The organism is Actinomadura sp. KC06 (assembly GCF_004348735.1).
Classification (GTDB): Bacteria; Actinomycetota; Actinomycetes; order Streptosporangiales; family Streptosporangiaceae; genus Spirillospora.
This window is the reverse complement of record NZ_SMKT01000113.1, coordinates 1-20791: the sequence shown is the minus strand read 5'-3', so window position 1 is coordinate 20791 and position 20791 is coordinate 1. Positions and strand designations below refer to the sequence as shown.

Annotated in this window: 22 protein-coding genes and 1 riboswitch; of the genes, 11 read left to right on the top strand and 11 right to left on the bottom strand. The window is 73.2% G+C overall.

The features are described from left to right. The first annotated feature begins 94 nt into the window (after positions 1-94). From E1287_RS29535 to E1287_RS29520, 4 genes are all read left to right on the top strand, one after another. A complete protein-coding gene (locus E1287_RS29535) occupies positions 95-1570 on the top strand; it encodes a histidine kinase (RefSeq protein WP_207934535.1) in 1476 nt (491 codons plus the stop codon). Between the two features lie 76 nt (positions 1571-1646). Further along, positions 1647-2480 (top strand): LytTR family DNA-binding domain-containing protein, encoded by an 834-nt coding sequence (locus E1287_RS29530; RefSeq protein ID WP_131968537.1) that lies wholly within the window; start codon positions 1647-1649, stop codon positions 2478-2480. Further along, entirely contained in the window at positions 2470-2982 is a 513-nt protein-coding gene (locus E1287_RS29525) for a hypothetical protein (RefSeq protein ID WP_131968536.1), read from the top strand. Before E1287_RS29530 ends, E1287_RS29525 begins: the two co-directional genes overlap by 11 nt. Beyond that, positions 2979-4688 carry a cation acetate symporter gene (locus tag E1287_RS29520; protein ID WP_207934534.1) on the top strand — a complete coding sequence of 570 codons (1710 nt, stop codon included), beginning with the start codon at positions 2979-2981 and terminating at the stop codon, positions 4686-4688. The genes E1287_RS29525 and E1287_RS29520 overlap by 4 nt, the downstream gene beginning before the upstream one ends. A gap of 674 nt (positions 4689-5362) precedes the next feature. On the opposite strand, the gene E1287_RS29515 is transcribed toward E1287_RS29520, so the two are convergent. The 6 genes from E1287_RS29515 to thiO all read right to left on the bottom strand — a co-directional run bounded on the left by E1287_RS29515 (position 5363) and on the right by thiO (position 11444). Then, positions 5363-6208 (bottom strand): deoxyribonuclease IV, encoded by an 846-nt coding sequence (locus E1287_RS29515; RefSeq protein ID WP_131968535.1) that lies wholly within the window; start codon positions 6206-6208, stop codon positions 5363-5365. A 20-nt stretch (positions 6209-6228) separates the two neighbouring features. Then, positions 6229-8145 carry a Stk1 family PASTA domain-containing Ser/Thr kinase gene (gene pknB, locus E1287_RS29510; RefSeq protein ID WP_131968534.1) on the bottom strand — a complete coding sequence of 639 codons (1917 nt, stop codon included), beginning with the start codon at positions 8143-8145 and terminating at the stop codon, positions 6229-6231. A gap of 36 nt (positions 8146-8181) precedes the next feature. After that, positions 8182-9147: a DMT family transporter gene (locus E1287_RS29505; protein WP_131968533.1), complete on the bottom strand. Its 966-nt coding sequence runs from the start codon at positions 9145-9147 to the stop codon at positions 8182-8184. A 148-nt stretch (positions 9148-9295) separates the two neighbouring features. Continuing rightward, positions 9296-10066 carry a thiazole synthase gene (locus E1287_RS29500; RefSeq protein WP_207934533.1) on the bottom strand — a complete coding sequence of 257 codons (771 nt, stop codon included), beginning with the start codon at positions 10064-10066 and terminating at the stop codon, positions 9296-9298. A gap of 2 nt (positions 10067-10068) precedes the next feature. After that, positions 10069-10269 (bottom strand): sulfur carrier protein ThiS, encoded by a 201-nt coding sequence (gene thiS / locus E1287_RS29495; protein WP_131968532.1) that lies wholly within the window; start codon positions 10267-10269, stop codon positions 10069-10071. Further along, positions 10266-11444: a glycine oxidase ThiO gene (gene thiO, locus E1287_RS29490; protein WP_131968531.1), complete on the bottom strand. Its 1179-nt coding sequence runs from the start codon at positions 11442-11444 to the stop codon at positions 10266-10268. The genes thiS and thiO overlap by 4 nt, the downstream gene beginning before the upstream one ends. Then, a riboswitch (TPP riboswitch) is annotated at positions 11434-11548 on the bottom strand. (Overlaps the previous gene by 11 nt.) Before the next feature lie 95 nt (positions 11549-11643). On the opposite strand from thiO, the gene E1287_RS29485 reads away from it, so the two are divergent. The 4 genes from E1287_RS29485 to E1287_RS44015 all read left to right on the top strand — a co-directional run bounded on the left by E1287_RS29485 (position 11644) and on the right by E1287_RS44015 (position 14226). Next, positions 11644-12855 (top strand): FAD-dependent oxidoreductase, encoded by a 1212-nt coding sequence (locus E1287_RS29485; RefSeq protein WP_131968530.1) that lies wholly within the window; start codon positions 11644-11646, stop codon positions 12853-12855. 78 nt (positions 12856-12933) lie between these two features. Then, a complete protein-coding gene (locus tag E1287_RS29480) occupies positions 12934-13308 on the top strand; it encodes a DNA-binding protein (RefSeq protein WP_131968529.1) in 375 nt (124 codons plus the stop codon). 13 nt (positions 13309-13321) lie between these two features. Then, positions 13322-13990: a thiamine phosphate synthase gene (gene thiE, locus E1287_RS29475; protein ID WP_243719518.1), complete on the top strand. Its 669-nt coding sequence runs from the start codon at positions 13322-13324 to the stop codon at positions 13988-13990. 77 nt (positions 13991-14067) lie between these two features. Then, complete coding sequence (locus tag E1287_RS44015; protein ID WP_165969233.1) at positions 14068-14226, top strand: hypothetical protein; 159 nt, start codon at positions 14068-14070, stop codon at positions 14224-14226. Between the two features lie 59 nt (positions 14227-14285). Here E1287_RS44015 and E1287_RS29470 read toward each other — a convergent pair whose 3' ends face one another. Both E1287_RS29470 and E1287_RS29465 read right to left on the bottom strand, forming a co-directional pair. Further along, positions 14286-15452: a serine/threonine-protein kinase gene (locus E1287_RS29470; protein ID WP_243719517.1), complete on the bottom strand. Its 1167-nt coding sequence runs from the start codon at positions 15450-15452 to the stop codon at positions 14286-14288. 162 nt (positions 15453-15614) lie between these two features. Further along, positions 15615-16667: a polyprenyl synthetase family protein gene (locus tag E1287_RS29465; protein WP_131968527.1), complete on the bottom strand. Its 1053-nt coding sequence runs from the start codon at positions 16665-16667 to the stop codon at positions 15615-15617. A 159-nt stretch (positions 16668-16826) separates the two neighbouring features. On the opposite strand from E1287_RS29465, the gene metF reads away from it, so the two are divergent. Beyond that, complete coding sequence (gene metF, locus E1287_RS29460; protein WP_131968526.1) at positions 16827-17762, top strand: methylenetetrahydrofolate reductase [NAD(P)H]; 936 nt, start codon at positions 16827-16829, stop codon at positions 17760-17762. On the opposite strand, the gene E1287_RS29455 is transcribed toward metF, so the two are convergent. The 3 genes from E1287_RS29455 to E1287_RS29445 all read right to left on the bottom strand — a co-directional run bounded on the left by E1287_RS29455 (position 17699) and on the right by E1287_RS29445 (position 19243). Further along, a complete protein-coding gene (locus tag E1287_RS29455; RefSeq protein WP_131968525.1) occupies positions 17699-18301 on the bottom strand; it encodes a GNAT family N-acetyltransferase in 603 nt (200 codons plus the stop codon). The genes metF and E1287_RS29455 overlap by 64 nt on opposite strands. A 113-nt stretch (positions 18302-18414) precedes the next feature. After that, entirely contained in the window at positions 18415-18774 is a 360-nt protein-coding gene (locus tag E1287_RS29450) for an arsenate reductase family protein (protein ID WP_131968524.1), read from the bottom strand. A 4-nt stretch (positions 18775-18778) separates the two neighbouring features. Further along, positions 18779-19243 (bottom strand): YbaK/EbsC family protein, encoded by a 465-nt coding sequence (locus E1287_RS29445; protein WP_131968523.1) that lies wholly within the window; start codon positions 19241-19243, stop codon positions 18779-18781. Positions 19244-19266: 23 nt separating this feature from the next. On the opposite strand from E1287_RS29445, the gene E1287_RS29440 reads away from it, so the two are divergent. Beyond that, the gene (locus E1287_RS29440) at positions 19267-20049 is read left to right on the top strand and encodes a L,D-transpeptidase family protein (RefSeq protein ID WP_131968522.1); all 783 of its coding nucleotides are present in this window, start codon (positions 19267-19269) and stop codon (positions 20047-20049) included. Between the two features lie 235 nt (positions 20050-20284). After that, positions 20285-20782 (top strand): SAV_6107 family HEPN domain-containing protein, encoded by a 498-nt coding sequence (locus E1287_RS29435; protein ID WP_131968521.1) that lies wholly within the window; start codon positions 20285-20287, stop codon positions 20780-20782. Positions 20783-20791 lie beyond the last annotated feature (9 nt).

Sequence of the window (20791 nt, the reverse complement as noted above, 5' to 3'; positions counted from 1 at the left end):
CCGTCCGCAACTCCTGTGGCGTGGCCCATCCGAGACCTTCGTAAATTGGCAACACACCGTCCCATGCGGACGACAGACGTTACCGTACGTTGTCATGGTTCTACCGTCCGTCGCGGACGTCGTCGCGTGCGCCACGGCCGCCGGTGCCGCCGGCGCCGCCGCGGCGGCCTGGACGCTGCACCGGACGCGCGGTTTCGCACGCGACTTCCCGCGCGGCTGGGCGCGAGGTCTCCCGCGAGGCGTCGCGCGTGGCGTCGCACGCGGGTTTTTGCGCGGCCGTTCACGCGGGCTTCCGCGCCGCCTGCCCGGCCGCTTGCCTGGGCGCCTGCCCAGTCGCCTGCCGGTCGACGCGGCCGAGCAGGCGGCGTTCGCGACCCTGCACCTGATCGCGCGGGCGTCGCCGCCGCTGCGCGCCGGGCTGACCGAGGACTCGGCGCGCAAGGCCGCCCGGCGGCTCCGATCGCTGCTGGGCGCCGAGGCGGTCGCGCTGGTCGGCGTGCTGCCCCCGTCCGACGACGACCTCGACGACTTCGACGACGACCGCCTCGATGACGACCATCCCGGCGTTCCGGCGGCGCCCAGGCTGCTGGCCTGGGACGGCGCCGCCTGCGACGCCCACGCGGCGGGAGCCGTCCGGGACGTCCTGCCGGTGCTGGCCTCCGGCCGCCCGCGCGTGATCGCCCCCGAGCTGATGAGCTGCCGCGACCCGCTGTGCCCCGTCCAGGTCGCGATGGTCGCCCCACTCACCGTCGAAGGACGCGTCGAGGGGACGCTGACCGTCTACTGGCGGCACCCGTCGACCGCGCGGGTCCGGGCGGTCGGCGAGGCGGCCCGGCTGGTCACCGGCCAGCTCGAGCTCGCCGGGCTGGACAACGCCCGCATCCGGCTCGCCGAGGCCGAGATGCGGGCCCTGCGCGCCCAGATCTCCCCGCACTTCGTCTACAACTCGCTGACGACGATCGCCTCGTTCGTCCGCACCGACCCCGAGCGCGCCCGCGCGCTGCTGCTCGACTTCGCCGACTTCGCCCGCTACTCCTTCCGCAACCCCCGCGACTTCACCACCCTCGCCGACGAGCTGCGCTCCATCGACCGCTACCTGCTGCTGGAACGGGCCAGGTTCGGCGAGCGGCTCCAGTTCCGCGTCGACATCGCGCCGGAGGTGCTGCCCGTCGCGGTGCCGTTCCTCGCCCTGCAGCCGCTGGTCGAGAACGCGATCCGGCACGGCATGGAGGGCGCGGGCGAGGCGTTCCACATCTCGATCGTCGCGCGCGACTCGGGCGCCGAGGCGGCGATCAGCGTCGAGGACGACGGCGTCGGCATGGACCCCGAACGGCTCCAGGAGATCCTTTCCGCGCCGCTGGGCCGGCCGGGACCGACCGGATGGGGCAGCGTCGCGACCCGCGCGCGGCGTCCCGGCGGCGACCCCGGCATCGGTCTCGCCAACGTCGACGAGCGCATGCGACAGGTCTACGGGGACGAGTACGGGCTGACCGTCGAGACCGCTCTGGGCGCCGGAACCAAGGTCAATTTGCGCGTCCCGAAGTACCGTCCGGGCGTGTTTCCGGACTGAGCCGCGCCGCCACGACACGCCACTCACTTTTCGGAACCGATTGCGGACAGACGGTAATCGCGGCAAAGTCGCCCTCATGCTGCACGTCCTGGCCGTCGACGATGAACGTCCCGCGCTTGAGGAGCTGACCTATCTGCTCCGCAAGGATCCGCGGGTCGGCCGGGTCAGCTGCGCGGGCGACGCCTCGTCCGCGCTGCGCGACCTGAGCCGGATGCTCGTCGAGGGCGAACGCCTCGACGCCGTTTTCATGGACATCCGCATGCCCGGGCTCGACGGGCTCGACTTCACCCGCCTCCTCACCGGCTTCGCCGCGCCCCCGCACGTCGTCTTCGTCACCGCCCACGACGACTGCGCCGTCACCGCCTTCGAGCTCGGCGCGCTCGACTACCTGCTGAAGCCCGTCCGCCCGGAGCGGCTCGCCGAGTCGGTGCGGCGCGTGGCCGGGGCCGTGGACCGGCCGGATCCGGCCCCCGCCGCGGAGGGCCGCGACCCCGAGGACGAGATGATCCCCGTCGAGCTCGGCGGACGCACCCGGCTCGTCTCCCGGCGGGCCGTCACCCATGTCGAGGCGCAGGGCGACTACGTCCGGCTGCACACCGCCGACGGCGGATACCTCGTCCGCATGCCGCTGTCGGCGCTCACCAAGCGGTGGGAGGCGGCCGGGTTCATCCGGATCCACCGCAGCACCCTGGTCGCGTCCGCGCACATCACCGAGGTGCGGTTCAACGGCGGCCGCGCCGCCGTCCAGATCGGGGACGAGCTGCTGCAGGTCAGCCGCCGCCACACCCGCGAGGTGCGGGACCGGCTCGTCCGCAGGTTCCACCACCCGGACGGGACGGCCGCCGGCGGCGACGGCGCGGACGGCGGCGCGGTGGACGGCGGCGGGGGAGGCGGCCCCGATGAACGGTGAACGCCGGGTGGCGGTCGCCGGTACCGCGACCGTCCACGCGCGGACGCCGGGGGACGGCGCCGCGCCGCCGTCCGGAACCCGGCCCGCCGAACGCTCCGCCGCCGGGCCGGAGCCCCCCGGATCCGACCCGCCGGATTCCGATCCTCTTCATACCGACTCGTCCCGTTCTGTGGCGGTCGGCGGTGCCGCGGTGTCCGCTCTCATCCGGCGCCAGCTGGGCATCGCCCTCCGGACCTGCGCGATCGTCATCGCCGTGGTGGCGGGCCTGCCCGCGCTGCTCGTGCTCGCGCCCGCGGTCGCGGGCGTCGGGGTGCGCGGCGTCCCGCTGTTCTGGCTCGTCCTGGCGTTCGGCGTCCAGCCCGTGTGGATCACCGTGGCGATGCGGCAGCTGAGACGCGCCGAACGGGCGGAACGCGACCTCACGGGACCGGTCGCGTGCGGGAGCCCAACCGGGAGGACGCCCCCGCAGGCCCCGCAGAGCGAGGCGGTGGGCCGTCCGTGACCGCGCTGGCCGTGGCGGCGGCGCTGATCGCGGCGACCGCGGCGCTGGTGGCGGCGTCCGTCCGCGGCCGCCGTTCCGCCGGGCCCGCCGCCGGCTCCCTGGTCGCCTCGCGCGGCGTCACCCCCTGGTGGAACGCGTCCGCGATCAGCGGCGAGTACATCTCCGCCGCCGCGTTCCTCGGCTCCGCCGGGCTGGTGCTCGCCTACGGCGCCGACGCGCTGTGGCTCCCCATCGCCGCCACCGCCGGATACGTCCTGCTCCTCGCGTTCGTCACCGCGCCGCTCCGCCGGTCCGGCGCCTACTCCGTCCCCGACTTCGCCGAATGGCGGCTCGGCTCCCGGACCGTCCGGCGGATCGTCACCGCCTGCGTCTGCTTCACCGGCTGGTTCTACCTGGTGCCGCAGTTCCAGGGCGCCGGGGTGACGCTGCGCGTCCTGACCGGCGCCCCCGTCTGGACGGGCTGGGCCGTCGTGGCCGCCGTCGCGCTGCTGCTCGCCGCCGCCGGCGGGATGCGCGGCATCACCGCCGTCCAGGCCGTCCAGTTCTGGCTGAAGCTCGTCGCCGTGGCCGTGCCCGCCATGGCGCTCATCGCGGTGTGGAACCTCGCCGGCGCCCCCGATCCCGTCTCCGCCGTCCCGCCGAACTTCGACCGGGCCACGCGGGTGGAGGTGCGCACCGACGCCGCCGTCACCGTGCCCGCCGCCGTCACCGTCACCGCGCGGGGACACGTGGACGGCGTCGCCCGCGACGGCGAGACCGTGCACCTCGCGCCCGGCCGGCACACCATCGGCGCCGGAACCGACATCCGCTTCCCGGCCGGCGCGGCGGTGCCGCACGCCGAACGGCTGCCCGTCCAGGACGGCGTCACCTGGGCCACGCCGTTCGGACGCGGCGGGGAGATCGGCCTCTACCGCATCTACTCGGCGCTGCTCGCCATCCTCCTCGGCACGATGGGCCTGCCGCACGTCCTGATGCGCTTCTACACCAGCGCCGACGGGGCCTCCGCGCGCCGCACCGCCGCGTTCGTGCCCGTCATGCTGACCCTGTTCTCCGTGTTCCCCATCCTTTACGGCACCTTGGGGCGCCTCTACGCTCCCGAGCTGCTGATGACCGGCGACACCGACGCGACCCTCCTGACGCTGCCGCAGCGGATGATCCCCGGACCCGGCGGCGCGCTGCTCACCGGCCTCGTCACCGCCGGGGCGTTCGCCGCGTTCATCTCCACGTCCTGCGGGATCGTCGTGGCCCTCGCCGGGACGATCTCCCAGAGCGTCCGCCGCCGCAGCGGCGTCACGGCGTTCCGCCTCGGCGTCGTGCTCGCGCTGGCCGCGCCGCTGGCCGTGCTGCCGAGAATCGCCCCGCAGAGCGTGGTCGGCCTCGTCACGGTGGCCCTCTGCGTGTCGGCGTGCTCCCTGTGCCCGCTCCTCGTCCTCGGCATCTGGTGGCGCGGCCTCACCGCCCCCGGCGCCGCCGCCGGGCTCCTCGTCGGCGGCGGCCTCGCCGTCGCCGCGGGCGCCGCCCGCCTGTTCCACGGCCCCTGGACGGGCTGGCCCCAGGTCGTCCTCACCCAGCCCGCCGCCGTCGCCGCGCCCGCCGCGTTCGCCATCATGATCGTCGTGTCGCTGCTGACCCGCCGCCGCGTCCCGCGCCGCGCCGGCCGCGCGCTCATGAAGCTGCACCTGCCCGAGGGCACGCCCGTCCGCTGAACGCCCGCGATCCATCGACCATCGCGCCGCCGCGCGCAATGGACCGTTCCCAAACACCGCTCGTCCCGCCGGACCGCCCGCTCGCCGTATGACTACTCAACGCACATCTATGACTACGTACCGTTTACCGAGACCTGGGTTTTCCTAGTCCGCAACCGTGGCATCACACCCCTAGAGTTCTCAGTGGCACCGAACGCCACACCGCCCCCGGAGGGACGGGCGGCCCGTGAAACGGCACCACGCCGCACACACCGCGAAACCTCCGCCACAAGAGCAAATCCGGAGATCCGGCTCGAACGCCGGATCGTGCGTCGCTGGATCCCGTACCGGGGGGGTGGGATCCGGTGGCCTGTGGCTCGGGCGTCGTTGAACAGTCGGGGGGTTGTTCAGCGGCGCCCGAGTCGTGTTTTTTGTATTTCTCTCCTCCTTCGGGCCCTGGGGGCCCTCCATCGTCGAGAAATACGCGCGATCGCTGCATCGCTTCGTCTCGCCTTGGCGGCTCGCTGCGCGATCAGGTTTCTCGCAGGCTCGAAACCTGCCTTCGGACGCGATCGCAAGCGTTTAGGTTGTTGCCGATTGCTGTGGTGGCTTGGGTCGTTGCAGTAGTTGGTGCTGGTTTGTGGGGCGGTGCGGCTTCAACCGACGGGCCCGCGGACTGCCTCCGCTGCTGGGTTCTAGGTGTCGCGGAGGCGTTTCAAGGTTTTTATGTCTTTGGCGTGGGGCTCGGGGGCTCGGCCCGGGGTTTCTATTAGGAACGGGATTCCGGCTACGGCGGGGTGGCTGAAGAGGTCGGCGAAGGGGGGTTCGCCGATTTGGCCTGCGCCTATGTTTTCGTGGCGGTCTCTGCCGGAGGCGCAGGGGTCCTTTGAGTCGTTGGCGTGGACCAGTTTCAGGCGGCCCTCGCCTACTGTGTCGATCAGGGCGTCGATGGTGGCTTTTGCGCCGCCCGGGGCCGCCAGGTCGTGGCCTGCGGCGAAGGCGTGGCAGGTGTCGAAGCAGACGCCTAGTTTCGGGTGGTTTTCCAGGCGGTCGAAGAATGGGCCCAGGTCCTGGACTTTGGCGCAGAGCATGTTGTTCTGGCCTGCCATGGGTTCCAGGAGCAGGTCGGGGCCGTCTTCGGGGATCTCGTCCAGAAGGGGGAGCACATGGTCGCGGACCTGGGCCATCGCCTCGTCGTAGGTCTGGGTGACGGCGGAGCCGGTGTGGACCACCACGCCTAGGGCGCCGATGGCGCGGCCTCGGGTGAGGGAGTGGCGGACGGTCGCGATCGACTTGGCGAGGGTCTCCTGGCTGGGGGAGCCGAAATTCACCAGGTACGGGGTGTGGATGTAAACGGGGACGCCGGCGGCGCGGAGTTTCTCGTCCTCGGCGGGCTTGCCTTCGGGGAGCGCCCAGCCGCGCGGGTTGGCCACGAAGACCTGCACGGCCTCGGCGCCGATCCGGGCGGCGTATTTCAGGCCGCCGGTCGCGAGGCCGCCGGCCACGGGGACGTGCGCCCCGACGGGGTTGCGAGATGTCATTGCGCGTTCAGCCTAGCCGGTCACGGGCCCCGGACGATCGTGACGGTGGAGCCGCGCCTGGCCTCGCCGCTGTTCGGGGACTGGAAGCGGACGGTGTTGCCGCCGAACCCCGTCACGTTGACCTTGAAACCGGAGTCCTCAAGGGCCTTCTTGGCGTCGTCCACGTTGCCGCCGGTCAGGTTCGGGACCGGGACGTTCTGCGTGCCCTCGCCGTCCTCGCAGCCGAACTGGAACGGGCCCGTGTCGACGAGGCAGTCGCGCTTGTTGACGACGATCGTGACCTTGTCGCCGCGGGACACGCCTGTGCCTTCGGACGGGTTCTGCTCGATCACCGTGTCGGGCGGCTTGCCTTCGGCCTTCCGCTTCTCGACCTTGACGTCCAGGCCCATCGAGCGGAGCTGGTTCGCGGCGGCGTCGCCGTTCTGGCCGACGAGGTTCGGCATCGACATGCCGGTGGAGACGATGACGCCGACCGGCTCGTCGGGGGACTGCCGCTCGCCCGCCGCAGGGGTCGTGCCGACGACCTGGTCCTTCGCGATCGTCTGCGATGGGGTGAAGCTCGTCCGGCCTACGGTGAAGCCTTCGTCCTTGAGGGTTTGCTTGGCCTCTTCAAGGGACTTGCCTTCGACGTCGGGCACTTCCTTGGGTGTGATGCCGCGAGAGGGCGTCAGCGTGACGGTCTCGCCCTTGGCGACGCGGGCGCCCGCGGGCGGGTCGGACTTGGCGACGCCGCCCTTGTGGACGCGGTCGTCGTAGACGGCCTTCGCGGTCTGCACGTCCAGCCCGGCGCTCTCCAGCCGGTCGCGGGCGTCGGCGACCTTCATCCCGATGATGGACGACGGGACGTGCTCGTACTGCCCCGACGTCTGGTACCAGACGGCCCAGCCGAGGATGATCGCCGCGATCGCGCCGATGGCGACGAGGACGTACCGGCCGGTCAGCGCGCCGATGGCCCGGTCTGCCCTGGTGCGCTCGGGCGCATAGGCGGGTGGGAGCGTGGTCGCGTCGAGGACAGCGGTGCGGCCGTGTGAGGGCGGGGCCTCCAGGACGGCGGTGGCGTTGCTCTCCTCAAGGCGGCGGTCGAAGTCGCGGGGGAGGCCGCCGAACACCTCGGCGACCTCGGCGAGGTACTGGTTCGCGTCCTGCGGGCGGCGCTGCGGGTCGTGGCTCGTCGCGTCGGTGACCAACTCGTTGACGCGGGCAGGGATGCCGGGGACGGCGCTCGACGGCGGCGGCACCGTCTCGTTCGCGTGCTTGAAGGCGACGGCGAGCGGCGTGTCGGCCTGGTGGGGGAGGCGGCCGGTGAGCAGCTCGAACAGCATGACGCCGGCGGCGTACACGTCCGAGCGGACGTCGGCGTCGCCGGACACCACCTGCTCGGGCGCCAGGTAGCCGACCGTCCCGATGATCACGCCGGTCTTGGTCATCTTGCTCGCGGTCTCGGCCCGGGCGAGGCCGAAGTCGGCGACCTTGACCTGGCCGTCCTCGGTGATCAGGACGTTCTCGGGCTTGACGTCGCGGTGCACGAGACCGGCCCGGTGCGCCGCGCCGAGCGCCGCGAGCACCGGCTGCATGATCTCCAGCGCGGCGCGGGGGCCGAGCCGCCCGAGCGTGGTGAGCGCGTCGCGGAGCGTGTGCCCGGCGACGTACTCCATCACCAGGAAGACGTGCTCGCCGTCGGTGCGCTGGTCGTAGACGGCGACGACGTTCGGGTGCGACAGCACCGCCGCTGCCTTGGCCTCGCCGATGAAGCGGGCGACGAAGTCCTCGTCGGAGGCGAGTCCGGCGTGCATCACCTTGATCGCGACGATGCGGTCGAGCCTGATGTCGCGGGCGACGTAGACCGTGGCCATGCCGCCCCGGGCGACGCGGGACTCAATGCGGTAGCGCCCGTCGAGCACCCGCCCGACGAGGGGATCGGCAACCGTCGTGTCCATCGCTGCGATTTTACGGCCGGATCGGCGAGGTTCTCATCAGTCGCGAGTATGAGCATCGATGAGCCCCGAGGGTGACTCCGCCGGGACGGCGGTGGGCTCCGGCGGCGCGGGGCGGCGCAGCGGGCGGGCGCTGCGGGAGACCGCCACGCCCGCAAGGCAGAGCAGGCCGCCGGCGAGCGTGATGAGGCCGGGGACCTCGCCGAGGAACAGCCACGACATGAACACGACGAGGGCGGGTGCGGCGTAGGTGGTGGCGCCCATCTTTCCGGCGGACGTCCGGGCGAGGGCGTATCCCCAGGTGGTGAACGCGATGGCGGTGGGGAAGACGCCCAGGTAGATCATGTTGAGGGTCGCCCCGGCGGGGGCGTCGGCGGCCTGGGAGACGAGCTGGCCCGAGAACGGCAGGCAGGCGAGCGTGCCGATCGCGCAGGCGAACGTGGTGAACTGCAGCGCCGAGGCGTGCCGCAGCGCGGGCTTCTGGCTGACGACGCCCGCCGCGTACGTGACGGCGGCGACCAGGCAGAGCAGCACCCCGCCGACGGACGAGCGGCCCTCGCCGGACATCGAAAGCCCGACGACGGCCGCGCCCCCGAACGACACCGCCATCCCCGCCAGCAGGCGGGGCGGCAGTCCCTCCTTCAGCAGCCAGCCGCCGAGGAGGGCGATGAGGATCGGCCCGATGTTGACGACGAGGGCGGCCGTGCCCGCGTCCACGAGCTGCTCGCCCCAGTTCAGGGCGACCATGTACGCGCCGAACCACAGGAGTCCAGCGGTGACGATGCCGGGCCAGGCGGCCTTCGGCGGGAGCCCCTCGCGCCGGACGAGCCACAGCGCGCCGAGCACGACCGTCCCCGAGAGGAGGCGGCCGAGGGCGAGGGCGCCGGGACTGTACTCGGCGCCGGCGCTGCGGATCGAGACGAAGGCGGAGGCCCACAGCACCACCGTCACCGTGGCGGCCGCCACTGCGAGCCTGTCGACGCGCGCGCCGCTTTCCTGCTGCATGTCACGCACCTTAGGTATGGGACGTTTCGATCAACACCGAAGCGATGCGCCGGGTTGCGGCGTGCGGGTCCGGGTTGGACGTCCCCAGTCTGGTGGCGCAGACATTTCAGGTCTAGCGAATATTTCTATAGGTGGGGGTTTAGTGCTGCTACGAAGTCGCGATTCCCTCGAAGGGCGAGGACGCCTGCGCGTAGCGGCGCTTCGGGATGCGTCCGGCGAGCCGGGCCAGCCGCCCGGCCTCCACCGCGTGCCGCATCGCGGCGGCCATCCGCGCCGGGTGCTGGGCGCGGGTCACCGCGGTCGCCAGCAGGACCGCGTCGCAGCCCAGCTCCATCGCCAGCGCGGCGTCGGACGCGGTGCCGAGGCCCGCGTCCAGGATGACCGGGACGCCCGCCCGCTCGACGATCAGCTCGATGTTGTGCGGGTTGCGGATCCCGAGGCCCGATCCGATCGGGGAGCCGAGCGGCATCACGGCCACGCACCCGATCTGCTCCAGCCGCCGCGCCAGGACGGGGTCGTCGTTGGTATACGGCAGGACGGCGAATCCGTCGTCCACGAGCTGCTCGGCGGCGTCGACGAGCTCGATCGGGTCGGGCAGCAGCGTGTGCTCGTCCGCGATCACCTCCAGCTTGACCCAGTTCGTGCCGAGAGCCTCGCGGGCCAGCTTCGCGGTGAGGACGGCCTCGCCGGCGGTGAAGCAGCCCGCGGTGTTCGGCAGCACCCGGATGCCGCACTCGGACAGGACGTCCAGCACCGAGCCGCGGGCGGACGGGTCCACGCGCCGCATCGCGACCGTGGTCAGCTCCGTCCCGGACGCGGTCAGCGCCTCGCGCAGGACGTGCATGCTCGGCGCGCCGCCCGTCCCCATGATCAGCCGGGAGCCCAGCTCCTCGCCCGCGATGACCAGCTTGTCCGTCACGTCTAGCCTCCCTGCACGGCGGTCAGGACTTCGAGTCGGTCGGCCTCGCGCAGCGTCGTGCCCTCCCACGCCGAGCGCCGGACGACCTCGTCGTTCACCGCCACCGCGATTCCGGACGCGGCCCCGGACACGGACGCGACCGCCTCGGCCACGCTCGCGCCGTCCGGCAGCTCGCGCGGCTCACCGTTGACGATCACCTTCATGAATGCACCTCGGGGGAGAAGCGGCCGGGCGAGAAAGCGTCGAGCAAAGCTCGTCCGTTGAACGGTGGCGGGTGGGGGCTGGAGGACGGTCCGGCGACGTCGGGGACGGGGGCGTCCAGCAGCATCGCGGACAGGATGTCGGCGGAGATCGGGGCGAGCAGGACGCCGTTGCGGAAGTGGCCGGTGCCGATGACGAGGCCGGGCAGCGCGGACGGGCCCATCACCGGCGCGTTGTCCGGCGAGCCGGGGCGCAGGCCCGCCGACACCTCGACGAACTCCAGCTCGGTGACGCCGGGCAGCAGCTCGCGGGCGTCGCGCAGCAGCTCCCACAGACCGCCCGCCGTGACGCGGGTGTCGAAGCCCAGCTCCTCCTGGGTGGCGCCGACGACGATCTCGCCGTCCAGGCGGGGCACCAGGTAGACCGACGAGCCCTTCACCATCCCGCGCGTGGACCGGCCGATGAACGGCGTCCGGGTGCGGAGCCGGATCACCTGCCCCTTGACGGGACGGACGGGTGGAACGGTCCCGGGCGGCAGCCCGCCGAGATCGCCCGACCAGGGGCCCGCCGCCAGCAGGACGCGGTCGGCCCGGAGCGCCGTGCCGTCGTCCAGCCGGACCCCGACCGCGGTGTCGCGCTCGACGACGATCTCCGCGGCCCGGCGGCGGACGAGCCGGACGCCGAGCTTCTCGCCCCCCGCGAGCAGCGCCGGGGCCAGGCGGCGCGGGTCGATCGAGCCGTCCTCGGGGGCGAGCAGGCCGCCGCGCACGCCCGGCGCGAGCATCGGCTCCAGGCGGCGGCACTCCCGTCCGGTCAGCGCCTCGACCGGGACGCCGAGGGTCTCCTGGAAGCGGCGCAGGTCGTCCAGGTACTTCAGGTCGTCGGCGTCGAAGGCGACCTCGATGATCCCGTCCGTGCGGTAGCCGGTCTCCAGGCCGGTCAGCTCCTCCAGCTCGGCGACGAACGCGCCGTACCGGTCGCGGGACGCGAGGCCCAGCCGCAGCAGCGGCTCCTCGCCGTAGGTCAGCTCGCTGACCGGGGTGAGCATGCCCGCGGCGACCGACGACGCGCCGCTCGCGGGCTCGGGGTCGACCAGGGTGACGGCGGCGCCGCCGGCGGCGGCCCGCCAGGCGGTGGCGAGGCCGATGACCCCGGCCCCGACGATCACGATCTCCATGCGCGCTCCCTTCGCCGGCATGATCCGGATCAGGTCGTGGCGGTCGGCGGCCCGTTCCAGCCGCCCTCTCAGCCCGGTCGCACCGGACTCCCGCGCTTTGTGCTGTTTTACCCGCTCCCCACCTTACGACCCCCTGGGGTGCGGGCAACTGTCTGGACAGGCGTCCAGCCTGTGGAGGCCGCCCGTTAGGGTGATTCTCATGGAGAGGGTCATCGTCGTGGGCGGCGGGCTGGCCGGCCTGCGCGCCGCGGAGTCGCTGAGGGGCAGGGGGTACAAGGGCGCGCTGACCCTCGTCTCGGCCGAGCGGCATCCGCCCTATGACCGGCCGCCGCTGTCGAAGGCCGTCCTCGCGGGCGAGTCCGACGACACGACCGTCGACGCCGACTGGGACGCGCTGCGCTGCGACCTGCTCCTCGGCGAGCGCGCCACCGGCCTCCGCCTGGACGCGCGCGGCGGCGTCATCGCGTCCACGGCGGGCGATCTCCCGTTCGACGGGCTGGTCATCGCTACCGGCGCCGTCCCGATCACCCTGCCGGGGGACGGGCCCCAGCACGTCCTGCGCACCATCGAGGACGCCCGCGACCTGCGGTCCCGGCTCACCGAGGGCGCCCGGATCGTGATCGTCGGGGCGGGCTGGATCGGCGCCGAGGTCGCGACGACCGCCGCGAAGAAGGGCTGCGTGGTGACCGTGGTGGAGGCCGCGGACACGCCGCTCGCCGGAGCGCTCGGCCCCGAGGCCGGCGCGCGCACCGCGCCCTGGTACGCGGAGGCGGGCGTCGGGCTGCGCACCGGCGTCAAGGTCGCCGAAGTGCGCGACGGCGGCCTCGTCCTCGCCGGAGGCGCACCGATCGGCGCGGACGAGATCATCGTCGGCGTCGGCGTCCGGCCGGACCTGTCGTGGCTGGAAGGCTCCGGCCTGCTGCTGGAGCGCGGCGTGGTCACCGATGGCTCGTTCCGCACGTACGCGGGGGAGGAGGAGCCCGGCTCCGTCCGGCCGGACGTCGTCGCGGTCGGCGACTGCGCCGCCTGGTGGTCGGCCCGGTACGGGCGGCGGCTCCTCGTCGAGCACTGGGACACCGCCCTCAACGCCCCCGACGTCGCCGCCGCGTCGCTGCTCGGCCAGGAGGCCGTGTACGACGCCGTCCCGTACTTCTGGTCCGAGCAGTTCGGGCGGATGGTGCAGTACGCGGGGAGCCACGCGGCGTCCGAGCGGATCGTGTGGCGCGGCGACCCGTCCGGCCGGAAGTGGACGGCCGCGTGGCTGACCGGCGACCGGCTCGACGCGGTCCTGGCCGTCGACAGGCCCCGCGATCTGGTGCAGGCGAGGCGCGTCATCGCGGCGGGCAGCGCCGTCGACGCCGTGGCGCTCGCCGACCCGGACGTGCCCGTCCGCCAGGCCGTTCGCGGATAGCGATCGCCACCGGCATGTAACGGCTGTGCAGGGGGTTTGAGGGTTCCGATGGCGTGGTAGCAAGGGGGCGTGACGCAGATGCACGCAACCGTTGACAGCGCACTGGACCCCCGGACCGACGCCCTCGCGGGCGAGTGGCTCTCCCTGAAGGAGGCCGCCGGGCGACTCGGGATCAAGCCCAACCGGATCAAGCAGCTCATCAGCGAGCACCGTCTCCTGGCCGTGCGCCGGGAGGGCGAGCCCATGGTGCCCGCCGCGTTCATCAAGGACGGCCAGGTGATCAAGGGCCTGCCCGGCACGCTGACGCTCCTGTCGGACGCCGGGTTCGACGACGTGGAGACCGTCCGCTGGCTGTTCACCGCCGATGACACGCTGCCGGGCACGCCCGTGGACGCGCTCACCGAGAACCGGGGGACCGAGGTCCGCCGCCGCGCCCAGGCCCTCGCGTTCTGAGCCGTCCCCCACCGTGTCCAGGCATCTTCCGACCGAACGCGCCGTTTCGCTGCGGGCGCGGCTCAGCCGCGCCCGCCTCTACCTCTGCACCGACGCGAGGGAGCGGCAAGGGGACCTGCCGGATTTCCTGGACGCCGTCCTCGCCGGCGGCGTCGACCTCGTCCAGCTCCGCCAGAAGGGCCTGGAGGCCCGGCAGGAGCTGGCCTACCTGGAGATCTTCCGGGCGGCGTGCGAGCGGCACGGCGCGCTGCTCGCCGTCAACGACCGCGCGGACGTGGCGCACGCGGTCGGCGCCGACGTGTTGCACCTCGGGCAGGACGACCTGCCGGTGGACGCCGCCCGGGAGATCATCGGCGGCGACATGCTGATCGGCCGGTCCACGCATTCGGACGAGCAGGCGTCGGCGGCCGCAGTGGAGCCCGGCGTCGACTACTTCTGCGCCGGCCCGGTGTGGCCGACCCCGACCAAGCCCGGCCGTCCGGCGCCGGGCCCGAAGCTGCTGGAGTACGTCGCGGCGCAGCGCGTGGCGCGGCCGTGGTTCGCGATCGGCGGGATCGATCTCGGCAACCTCGGCGACGTCCTGGCCGCCGGGGCGGGCCGCGCCGTCGTGGTACGGGCGATCACCGAGGCGGACGATCCGGGCGCCGCCGCGGCGGAGTTCGCCCGCCGCCTCGCCGCCTGACCCCGCGTCCTCGATCTTGTCGTGGTTTGACCTGGATCACAGTGCGACCCGGTCCGCGATCGCCCACAATGGGGATCATGAGCCTGGGACCCGACGACGACCGGCCGGTCGAGCTGGACGAGGACCTGGAGATCCTGCCGGACCAGACGTCCGACGACACCGACACCGGCTGGGGCGAGTGGCGCGGCGACGCCGACGACTCCCGCCTTTTCGAGGACCGTCCGCCGCACTGGTGAGCCCGCCGCGCTCGTGAGCCCGGCGCGCCGGTGAGGCCGCCGCGCTCGTGGGCCGGGGCTCAGAAGAGCATGCCCAGGACGAAGCCGGAGGCGACGACGGCCGCGAGCGCGACCATCATCCGCCACCGGTAGCGCGGGATGCGCGTCGGCCGCGGTTTCGGCATCGGTCCCTGCCCTTCGCGGAGCGCCCGGACGATCTGCGACGCGGTCGGCCGGGCGGCCGGGTTCTTGTCGAGGCAGCGGGCGGCGAGGTCGCGCAGCGGGCCGTCCAGGTCGCCGAGGTCGGGGCTGCGGGAGGTGACCCGCCGCATCACGGCCGCGCTCGGCCCGGTGCCGAACGGCGGACGTCCCGTCGCGGCCCACACCATGGTGGCGCCCCACGCGAAAACGTCGGCGGGCGTCCCGACCGGCTCGTCCTCGATCTGCTCCGGCGCCATGTAGGCGGGCGTGCCGACCGGGCCGGTCGTCACCGGGGTGGCGTCGGCGATCCGGGCGATGCCGAAGTCGATGACCTTGGCGCCGTCCGGGCCGAGCAGCACGTTGCCGGGCTTGAAGTCGCGGTGCACGATGCCCGCGCGGTGGATCGCGGCGAGCGCCGCCGCCGTCCGCAGCGCGAGCTTGCGGAGCTTGGGCGCGGGCAGCGGGCCGCGGTCCTCGACGACGTGCTGGAGCGACGGGCCCTCGACGAACTCGCTGACGATGTACGGGCGGTCGCCGGTCATGTCGGCGTCCAGGACGCGGGCGGTGTGCCGTCCCGACACCCGCAGGGCGGCGTCCGCCTCCTTCACGAAGCGGCTGCGCGCACGCTGCCCGGCCGCCACACCGCCGCGCAGCAGCTTGACGGTGACGAACTCGCCGTCGCCGTCCCGGCCGAGGTAGACGACGCCCTGGCCGCCCTCGCCGAGCCGTCCGAGCAGCGTGTAGCCGCCCAGGCCGCGGGGGTCGTCCGGCCCGAGCGGGGCGCCGCGCTCCGTGCGCGCGGCGCCGCTCCGGCAGTCGGGGGCGCTCTGACGATCGGGGCCCGCGACGGCGGCGGCCTCGCGGTCGGGGCCGGAACGGGCCTGCGCCGGGCGGGATGCGGCAGGGCGCGCCTTGGCCGGACGGCCCGGTTCCTTGGCCGGACGGCCCGGCTTGCCCGCGTGGGCCTGGCCGGGCCGTCCCGGACGGGCGGCGGCGCTGCGCGCGGGATGGGGGCTCGTCCTCCCGGGGGAGGTGTCGTGCGGCACTTGGGGGGCTCCGACTCGGCGGGGACGGACGAAGATCTCCTTATTTGTACCGTGTCGCCGGGGATCCCGGCAGGGGAACCGCGATCTTCGGCGCCCGGACTGGAACGTGCCGACGCCGCCCACCTGCTCCGCGCGGCCGCCTCCGGGCCGCGGACAGGGCGGCTACATGCTCCGTGCGGTGGCCGCCACCGCGAGGTCGGAGAGCGCGTGCCGGGCCTCGGCGGTGATCGGCGCGGCGCGGAGGGCCTCCTCCGCCTCGGCGAGGTAGCGCTCGATCATGGCCTCGCAGGCGGCCAGCCCGCCGGTCTCCTCGATGATCGCGCGCAGCTCGTCCACGCCGGGACGGTCGAGGCCGGGGTCGCCGAGGCGCCGCCGCAGCGCCGCGGCCTGGGCCGGGGAGGCGCGCTCCGCGGTGAGGGCGATCAGCACCGTCCGCTTGCCCTCGCGCAGGTCGTCGCCCGCCGGCTTGCCGGTCTCGCCCGGGTCGCCGAACACGCCCAGGACGTCGTCGCGGAGCTGGAAGGCGATGCCGAGCGGCAGCCCGTAGCCGCTGAGCGCGGCGATCACGTCCGGGCGGGCCCCGGCGAGCGCCGCGCCGAGGTGCAACGGACGCTCGATGGTGTACTTGGCGCTCTTGAACTCCACCACGCGCAGCGCCGTGGCGACGGACGCCTCGCCGCGCGTGCCCTCCAGCATGTCGAGGTACTGGCCGCACATGACCTCGGTGCGCATCAGGTCGTAGACGTCCCGGCCGCGCCGCCTGCGGTCGCCGTCCAGCCCGCAGGTCTCGAACATCTCGCTCGACCAGGCCAGGCAAAGGTCGCCGAGCAGGATCGCCGCGCCCGCGCCGTACGCCTCCGCGTCGCCGGGCCACGCCTGCGCGCCGTGCAGCGCCTCGAACCTGCGGTGGACGGACGGCTGCCCGCGCCGCGTGTCGCTGGAGTCCATCACGTCGTCGTGGATCAGCGCGCTGGCCTGCAGCAGCTCCAGGGACGCCGCGGCCCGCACGATGGCCTGGCCGTCCTCGCCGCCCGCGGCCCGCCACCCCCAGTAGCAGAACGCCGGACGGAGCCGCTTGCCCCCGCCGAGCAGCGCCTCCAGGGCGGACAGCAGCGGTGCGAGGTCGTCGCTGATGGTCAGCAGGGGCGGGCGCTGCCGGTCGACGAAGGCCAGGAGCGCCTCGTCGACCTCCTTGCGGATGAGGCTGGTCGACATGCCGTGATCGTATCCACCTGGGAAGATTCAACCGTCCGCCGAAAACGTGAGAAGTCCATAGATCTTCGGAAATGCGGACTTAACGCCCGTGCGCTGTGCGGAGCATCACTCGTTTCGGCGGGCCCGGACGCGTCCCGGGGGCTTCTGTAGGCTTGGGGAATGCCACGCCTGCGCCCAGACCGTCCTCCCGCCGTCCGAGAGCTGCTGGCCTCCGGCGCCAAGTCCTTCTCGTTCGAGTTCTTCCCGCCCAAGACCGACAAGGGCGCCCGGAACCTGTGGCGCACCATCCGGGAACTCGAGCCGCTGCACCCGACGTTCGTGTCCGTGACCTACGGCGCGGGCGGCGGCACCCGCGACAAGACCGTCGACATCGTCGAGCGCATCGCCACCGACACCACCCTCACGCCCGTCGCGCACTTCACCGCCGTGAACCACTCCCAGGCCGAGCTGCGGCAGCTGATCGGCCGGTTCGCCTCCGTCGGCGTCCGCAACATCCTCGCCGTGCGCGGCGACCCGCCCGGCGACCCGATGGGGGAGTGGGTCAAGCACCCCGACGGCGTCGAGTACGCCGCCGACCTCGTCCGGATGATCCGCTCCTACGGCGACTTCAGCGTCGGCGTCGCCGCGTTCCCCTACAAGCACCCGCGCTCGCCCGACGTCGAGAGCGACACCCGCCACTTCGTCGAGAAGTGCCGCGCCGGCGCCGACTACGCGATCACGCAGATGTTCTTCCGCGCCGAGGACTACTTCCGGCTCCGCGACCGCGTCGCCGCAGCAGGCTGCGACGTGCCGATCCTGCCCGGCATCATGCCGGTCACCCAGATCAGCACGATCGAGCGGTCCGAGCAGCTGTCGGGCGCGCCGTTCCCGCCCGAGGTCAAGGCCCGCTTCGACGCCGTCGCCGACGACCCGGACGCCGTCCGCCGCCTCGGCATCGAGCACGCCGCCGGCCTGTGCCAGGAGCTGCTCGACCAGGACGCGCCCGGCATCCACTTCATCACGTTCAACAAGTCCACGGCGACGCGCGAGGTCTACGGGCTGCTGGACGCCGGCGGGTACGGCGCCAGCGGCAGGGTCCCGCCCATGACCGCGTAGCGGGGGCCGCCTCCGGGGAACTCGAAGTCCGTCAGCAGATCGACCATGCCAACGGAACGGTAGAGCGTGCGGGCCGGCGTGTCCGGCCGCCGGTCCAGCGTCGACAGCACGACCGTGCGCTCCGGCCGGCCCTCGCACAGCGCGTTCAGCAGCGCCCGGCCGAGGCCCCTGCCCTGCGACTCCGGGTGGACGTGCAGCTCCGCGATCTCGAAGGTGTCCTCCAGCCACGCCTCCGCGTGCTCCGGCCCCTCCAGATCGGTGAGCGCCTGGACGACGACGTCATGCCACCACTGCCCGCGCGCCCCGTGGAACCCGTACGCGAACCCCTGCACCGGCCCCGTCAGGACGGGCAGCGCGCCGCGCCGCTCGACCACGAACGCCCGGAACCCCGGATACGAGGCATGCCGTTCCATGATGGTGTGGCGGCCCGGGAGCTGCTCGTCCGGCGGGTCCATGGTGGCCGCGTAGACGTCCAGCATGGGGCTGAGCCTGCGCAGGAACGCGCGCTCGTCGATCTCGCGCAGCTTCGGGTCCCTCACCCGACAGAGAGTAGACCGGGCCGTGCCCCGACGTATGACGAAAGCTGATCACGGACGTCCTGCGGCCGCCGGCGGCCCGCATGCCACCGCGTCACCGGCCGCCTAGGGCCTGGTCAGTGTTCGCCGAGGGCGAGGCGCACGGACGCGTCGTCGCGCGCCACGACGGCGGTCTCGCCGGTCAGGACGATCGGACGCTGGATCAGCACCGGGTTCGCCACCATGATCTCGATCCAGCGGGCCCGGTCGCGCTCCAGGTTCTTGAGCCCGAGCTCCTTCGCCTTCGGCTCGTTGAGGCGGGCCACGTCCCACGGCTCCGCGCCGATCCGCGTCAGCACGGCGTCGAGCTCGTCCGCCGTGGGCGGCTCGTCCAGGTAACGGCGCTCGGTGTACTCGATGCCCGCCTCGTCCAGCGCGGCCTTCGCGGCGCGGCTCTTCGAGCAGCGCGGGTTGTGCCAGATCTCTGTGCCGCTCATCTCGTCACTCCACCTCCGCGGGGGTGCCCCCGGTGATCCTCAGCAGTTCCTCGTACGACGTGGGGAACACGGTGTGCGGATGCCCGCCCGCCGCCCAGACCTGGTCGTACTTGTCCAGCCAGACGTCCACGAGCGTACGGATCGGCGCCGGATGCCCCAGCGGCGCCACACCGCCGATCGGCTGCCCGGTCGCCTCCCGGACGAACTCCGGCGTCGCCCGCTTCACCTTCGCCGCCCCCACCAGCGCCGCGATCTTCACCGTGTCGACCCGGTGCGCGCCACTCGTCATCACCAGCAGCGGCGTCCCGTCCGCGTCGAACACCAGGCTGTTGGCGATCGCTCCCACCTCGCAGCCGAGCTGATCGGCGGCCGCCTGCGCCGTCGGCGCGGACGCGGGCAGCTCCACGACGGTCCCCGCCGCTCCCCGGTCGAGCAGCGCCTTTGCCACGATTTCGGTATTCGGATGCATGGGTAGCACTTTAAGGTCAGCTCATGCGAGGGAGACCGATCGACGTGCGGACGAGCGCGGTTCTGCTGACAGCGGCCGTTTTCCTGACGGCCTGCAACGGGACGGACGAAGCGGCGGGCCCGCCGACGACACCGGTCGCCAAGCCGACGACGTCCACGCCGGCCCCCACCCCGACGCCCACGCAGCGCAAGCTGAAGCCGGGCGCGAAGGGCGAGGACGTCAAGGCACTTCAGCGCCGCCTCAAGGAACTGCACTACGACCCGGGCAAGGCGGACGGGAAGTACGGGACGTCCACCCAACTGGCCGTGTGGGCGTTCCAGGCGGTCAACCGCATGAAGCAGAAGGGCACGCTCGACAAGGCGTTCTGGAAGGCCCTGGCCAACCCCTCGCAGCCACGGCCGATGGCCAAGAAGCGCGAGAAGGACCGCGTTGACGTCGACCTGAAACGCCAATACCTCGTCCTCTACAAGGACGGGCAGCCGCGTCTCATCACGCACATCTCGTCGGGCTCCGGTGAGTACTACTGCGCCAAGGACCGCGGCGCCAAGGTTCCCCGCTGCCGCTATGCCACGACGGGCACGGGCGACTTCCGTACGGGACGCCGCGCCTCCGGCTGGGAGGTCTCGCCCCTGGGGCGCCTCTACAACCCCATCTACTTCAACGGCGGCATCGCCTTCCACGGCGCCCTGGACGTGCCCAGATACCCCGCCTCGCACGGCTGCGTCCGACTGCCGATGCACATCGCCGAGTACTTCCCGGACCTCCTCGGGACGGACGTCCCCGTCCACGTCAGGCGGCCCGGCTGATCATCGCCGCACCCCTCTGACCTGCGGTGTACGACACCCGTTCGAACACGTTGACGAATCGGCGTCAGGGCGGTTTACTGGGTTGTGCGTCGAACTTATGTTCGACGTGGTGCGGGACTCGCGGCCCGTGCCAGGGCGACGTCCCCGCCGGAGCGCAGCTCCGGCGGGACGGACGGCCGGGCGGAGTGAGGGGAAGCTCTCCGCCCGGCCGGCCCGAGCCCGGAAGGAGGCAGACATGTCCGGAACGATGACCGCACGCGGCGTCCACGCCGCCGCCCAGTCCGTCCCACCGCCGAGCCCGCGCCGCCGTCCGATGCCCGCACCACGCCCGGCGCACACGGCCGCCGGCCAGCTCCACGCCGCCCGCATGGGCCTCGCCGAAGCCGCCGAGGCCACCTCGCCCGCCGTCCGCTACGTGTGCGCCCACCTGGCCGCGCTGCGCGCCGCCGCCGCGGTCCTGGCGTCCAAGGAACCCCTGGAGACCCACCGGCGCGGCCGTCCGCGCAGCGTCTGGGTCCTGCTCCCGGAGGCCGAGCCCGCCCTGCGCGAATGGGCCGCCTTCTTCGCCGCCGGCGCCGACAAGCGCGCCGCCGCCGAGGCCGGGCTGCCCCGCGCCGTCACGCCGCGCGAGGCCGAGGAACTCCTGCACGACGCCGACGTCTTCGTCACCCTCGTCGAGGACACCCTCGGCGTCACCAGCCAGCCGACCCTGCCCGTTCCCGAAGCCAGCTGACCCCCTCCC

What these genes read in the sequence shown, in the direction of transcription:
- E1287_RS29535 (WP_207934535.1), top strand. Translation starts at nt 95, where the DNA reads ATGGTTCTACCGTCCGTCGCGGACGTCGTCGCGTGCGCCACGGCCGCC.
- E1287_RS29530 (WP_131968537.1), top strand. Translation starts at nt 1,647, where the DNA reads ATGCTGCACGTCCTGGCCGTCGACGATGAACGTCCCGCGCTTGAGGAG.
- E1287_RS29525 (WP_131968536.1), top strand. Translation starts at nt 2,470, where the DNA reads ATGAACGGTGAACGCCGGGTGGCGGTCGCCGGTACCGCGACCGTCCAC.
- E1287_RS29515 (WP_131968535.1), bottom strand. Translation starts at nt 6,208, where the DNA reads ATGACATCTCGCAACCCCGTCGGGGCGCACGTCCCCGTGGCCGGCGGC.
- pknB (WP_131968534.1), bottom strand. Translation starts at nt 8,145, where the DNA reads ATGGACACGACGGTTGCCGATCCCCTCGTCGGGCGGGTGCTCGACGGG.
- E1287_RS29505 (WP_131968533.1), bottom strand. Translation starts at nt 9,147, where the DNA reads ATGCAGCAGGAAAGCGGCGCGCGCGTCGACAGGCTCGCAGTGGCGGCC.
- thiS (WP_131968532.1), bottom strand. Translation starts at nt 10,269, where the DNA reads ATGAAGGTGATCGTCAACGGTGAGCCGCGCGAGCTGCCGGACGGCGCG.
- thiO (WP_131968531.1), bottom strand. Translation starts at nt 11,444, where the DNA reads ATGGAGATCGTGATCGTCGGGGCCGGGGTCATCGGCCTCGCCACCGCC.
- E1287_RS29485 (WP_131968530.1), top strand. Translation starts at nt 11,644, where the DNA reads ATGGAGAGGGTCATCGTCGTGGGCGGCGGGCTGGCCGGCCTGCGCGCC.
- E1287_RS29480 (WP_131968529.1), top strand. Translation starts at nt 12,934, where the DNA reads ATGCACGCAACCGTTGACAGCGCACTGGACCCCCGGACCGACGCCCTC.
- E1287_RS44015 (WP_165969233.1), top strand. Translation starts at nt 14,068, where the DNA reads ATGAGCCTGGGACCCGACGACGACCGGCCGGTCGAGCTGGACGAGGAC.
- E1287_RS29465 (WP_131968527.1), bottom strand. Translation starts at nt 16,667, where the DNA reads ATGTCGACCAGCCTCATCCGCAAGGAGGTCGACGAGGCGCTCCTGGCC.
- metF (WP_131968526.1), top strand. Translation starts at nt 16,827, where the DNA reads ATGCCACGCCTGCGCCCAGACCGTCCTCCCGCCGTCCGAGAGCTGCTG.
- E1287_RS29450 (WP_131968524.1), bottom strand. Translation starts at nt 18,774, where the DNA reads ATGAGCGGCACAGAGATCTGGCACAACCCGCGCTGCTCGAAGAGCCGC.
- E1287_RS29445 (WP_131968523.1), bottom strand. Translation starts at nt 19,243, where the DNA reads ATGCATCCGAATACCGAAATCGTGGCAAAGGCGCTGCTCGACCGGGGA.
- E1287_RS29440 (WP_131968522.1), top strand. Translation starts at nt 19,267, where the DNA reads ATGCGAGGGAGACCGATCGACGTGCGGACGAGCGCGGTTCTGCTGACA.
- E1287_RS29435 (WP_131968521.1), top strand. Translation starts at nt 20,285, where the DNA reads ATGTCCGGAACGATGACCGCACGCGGCGTCCACGCCGCCGCCCAGTCC.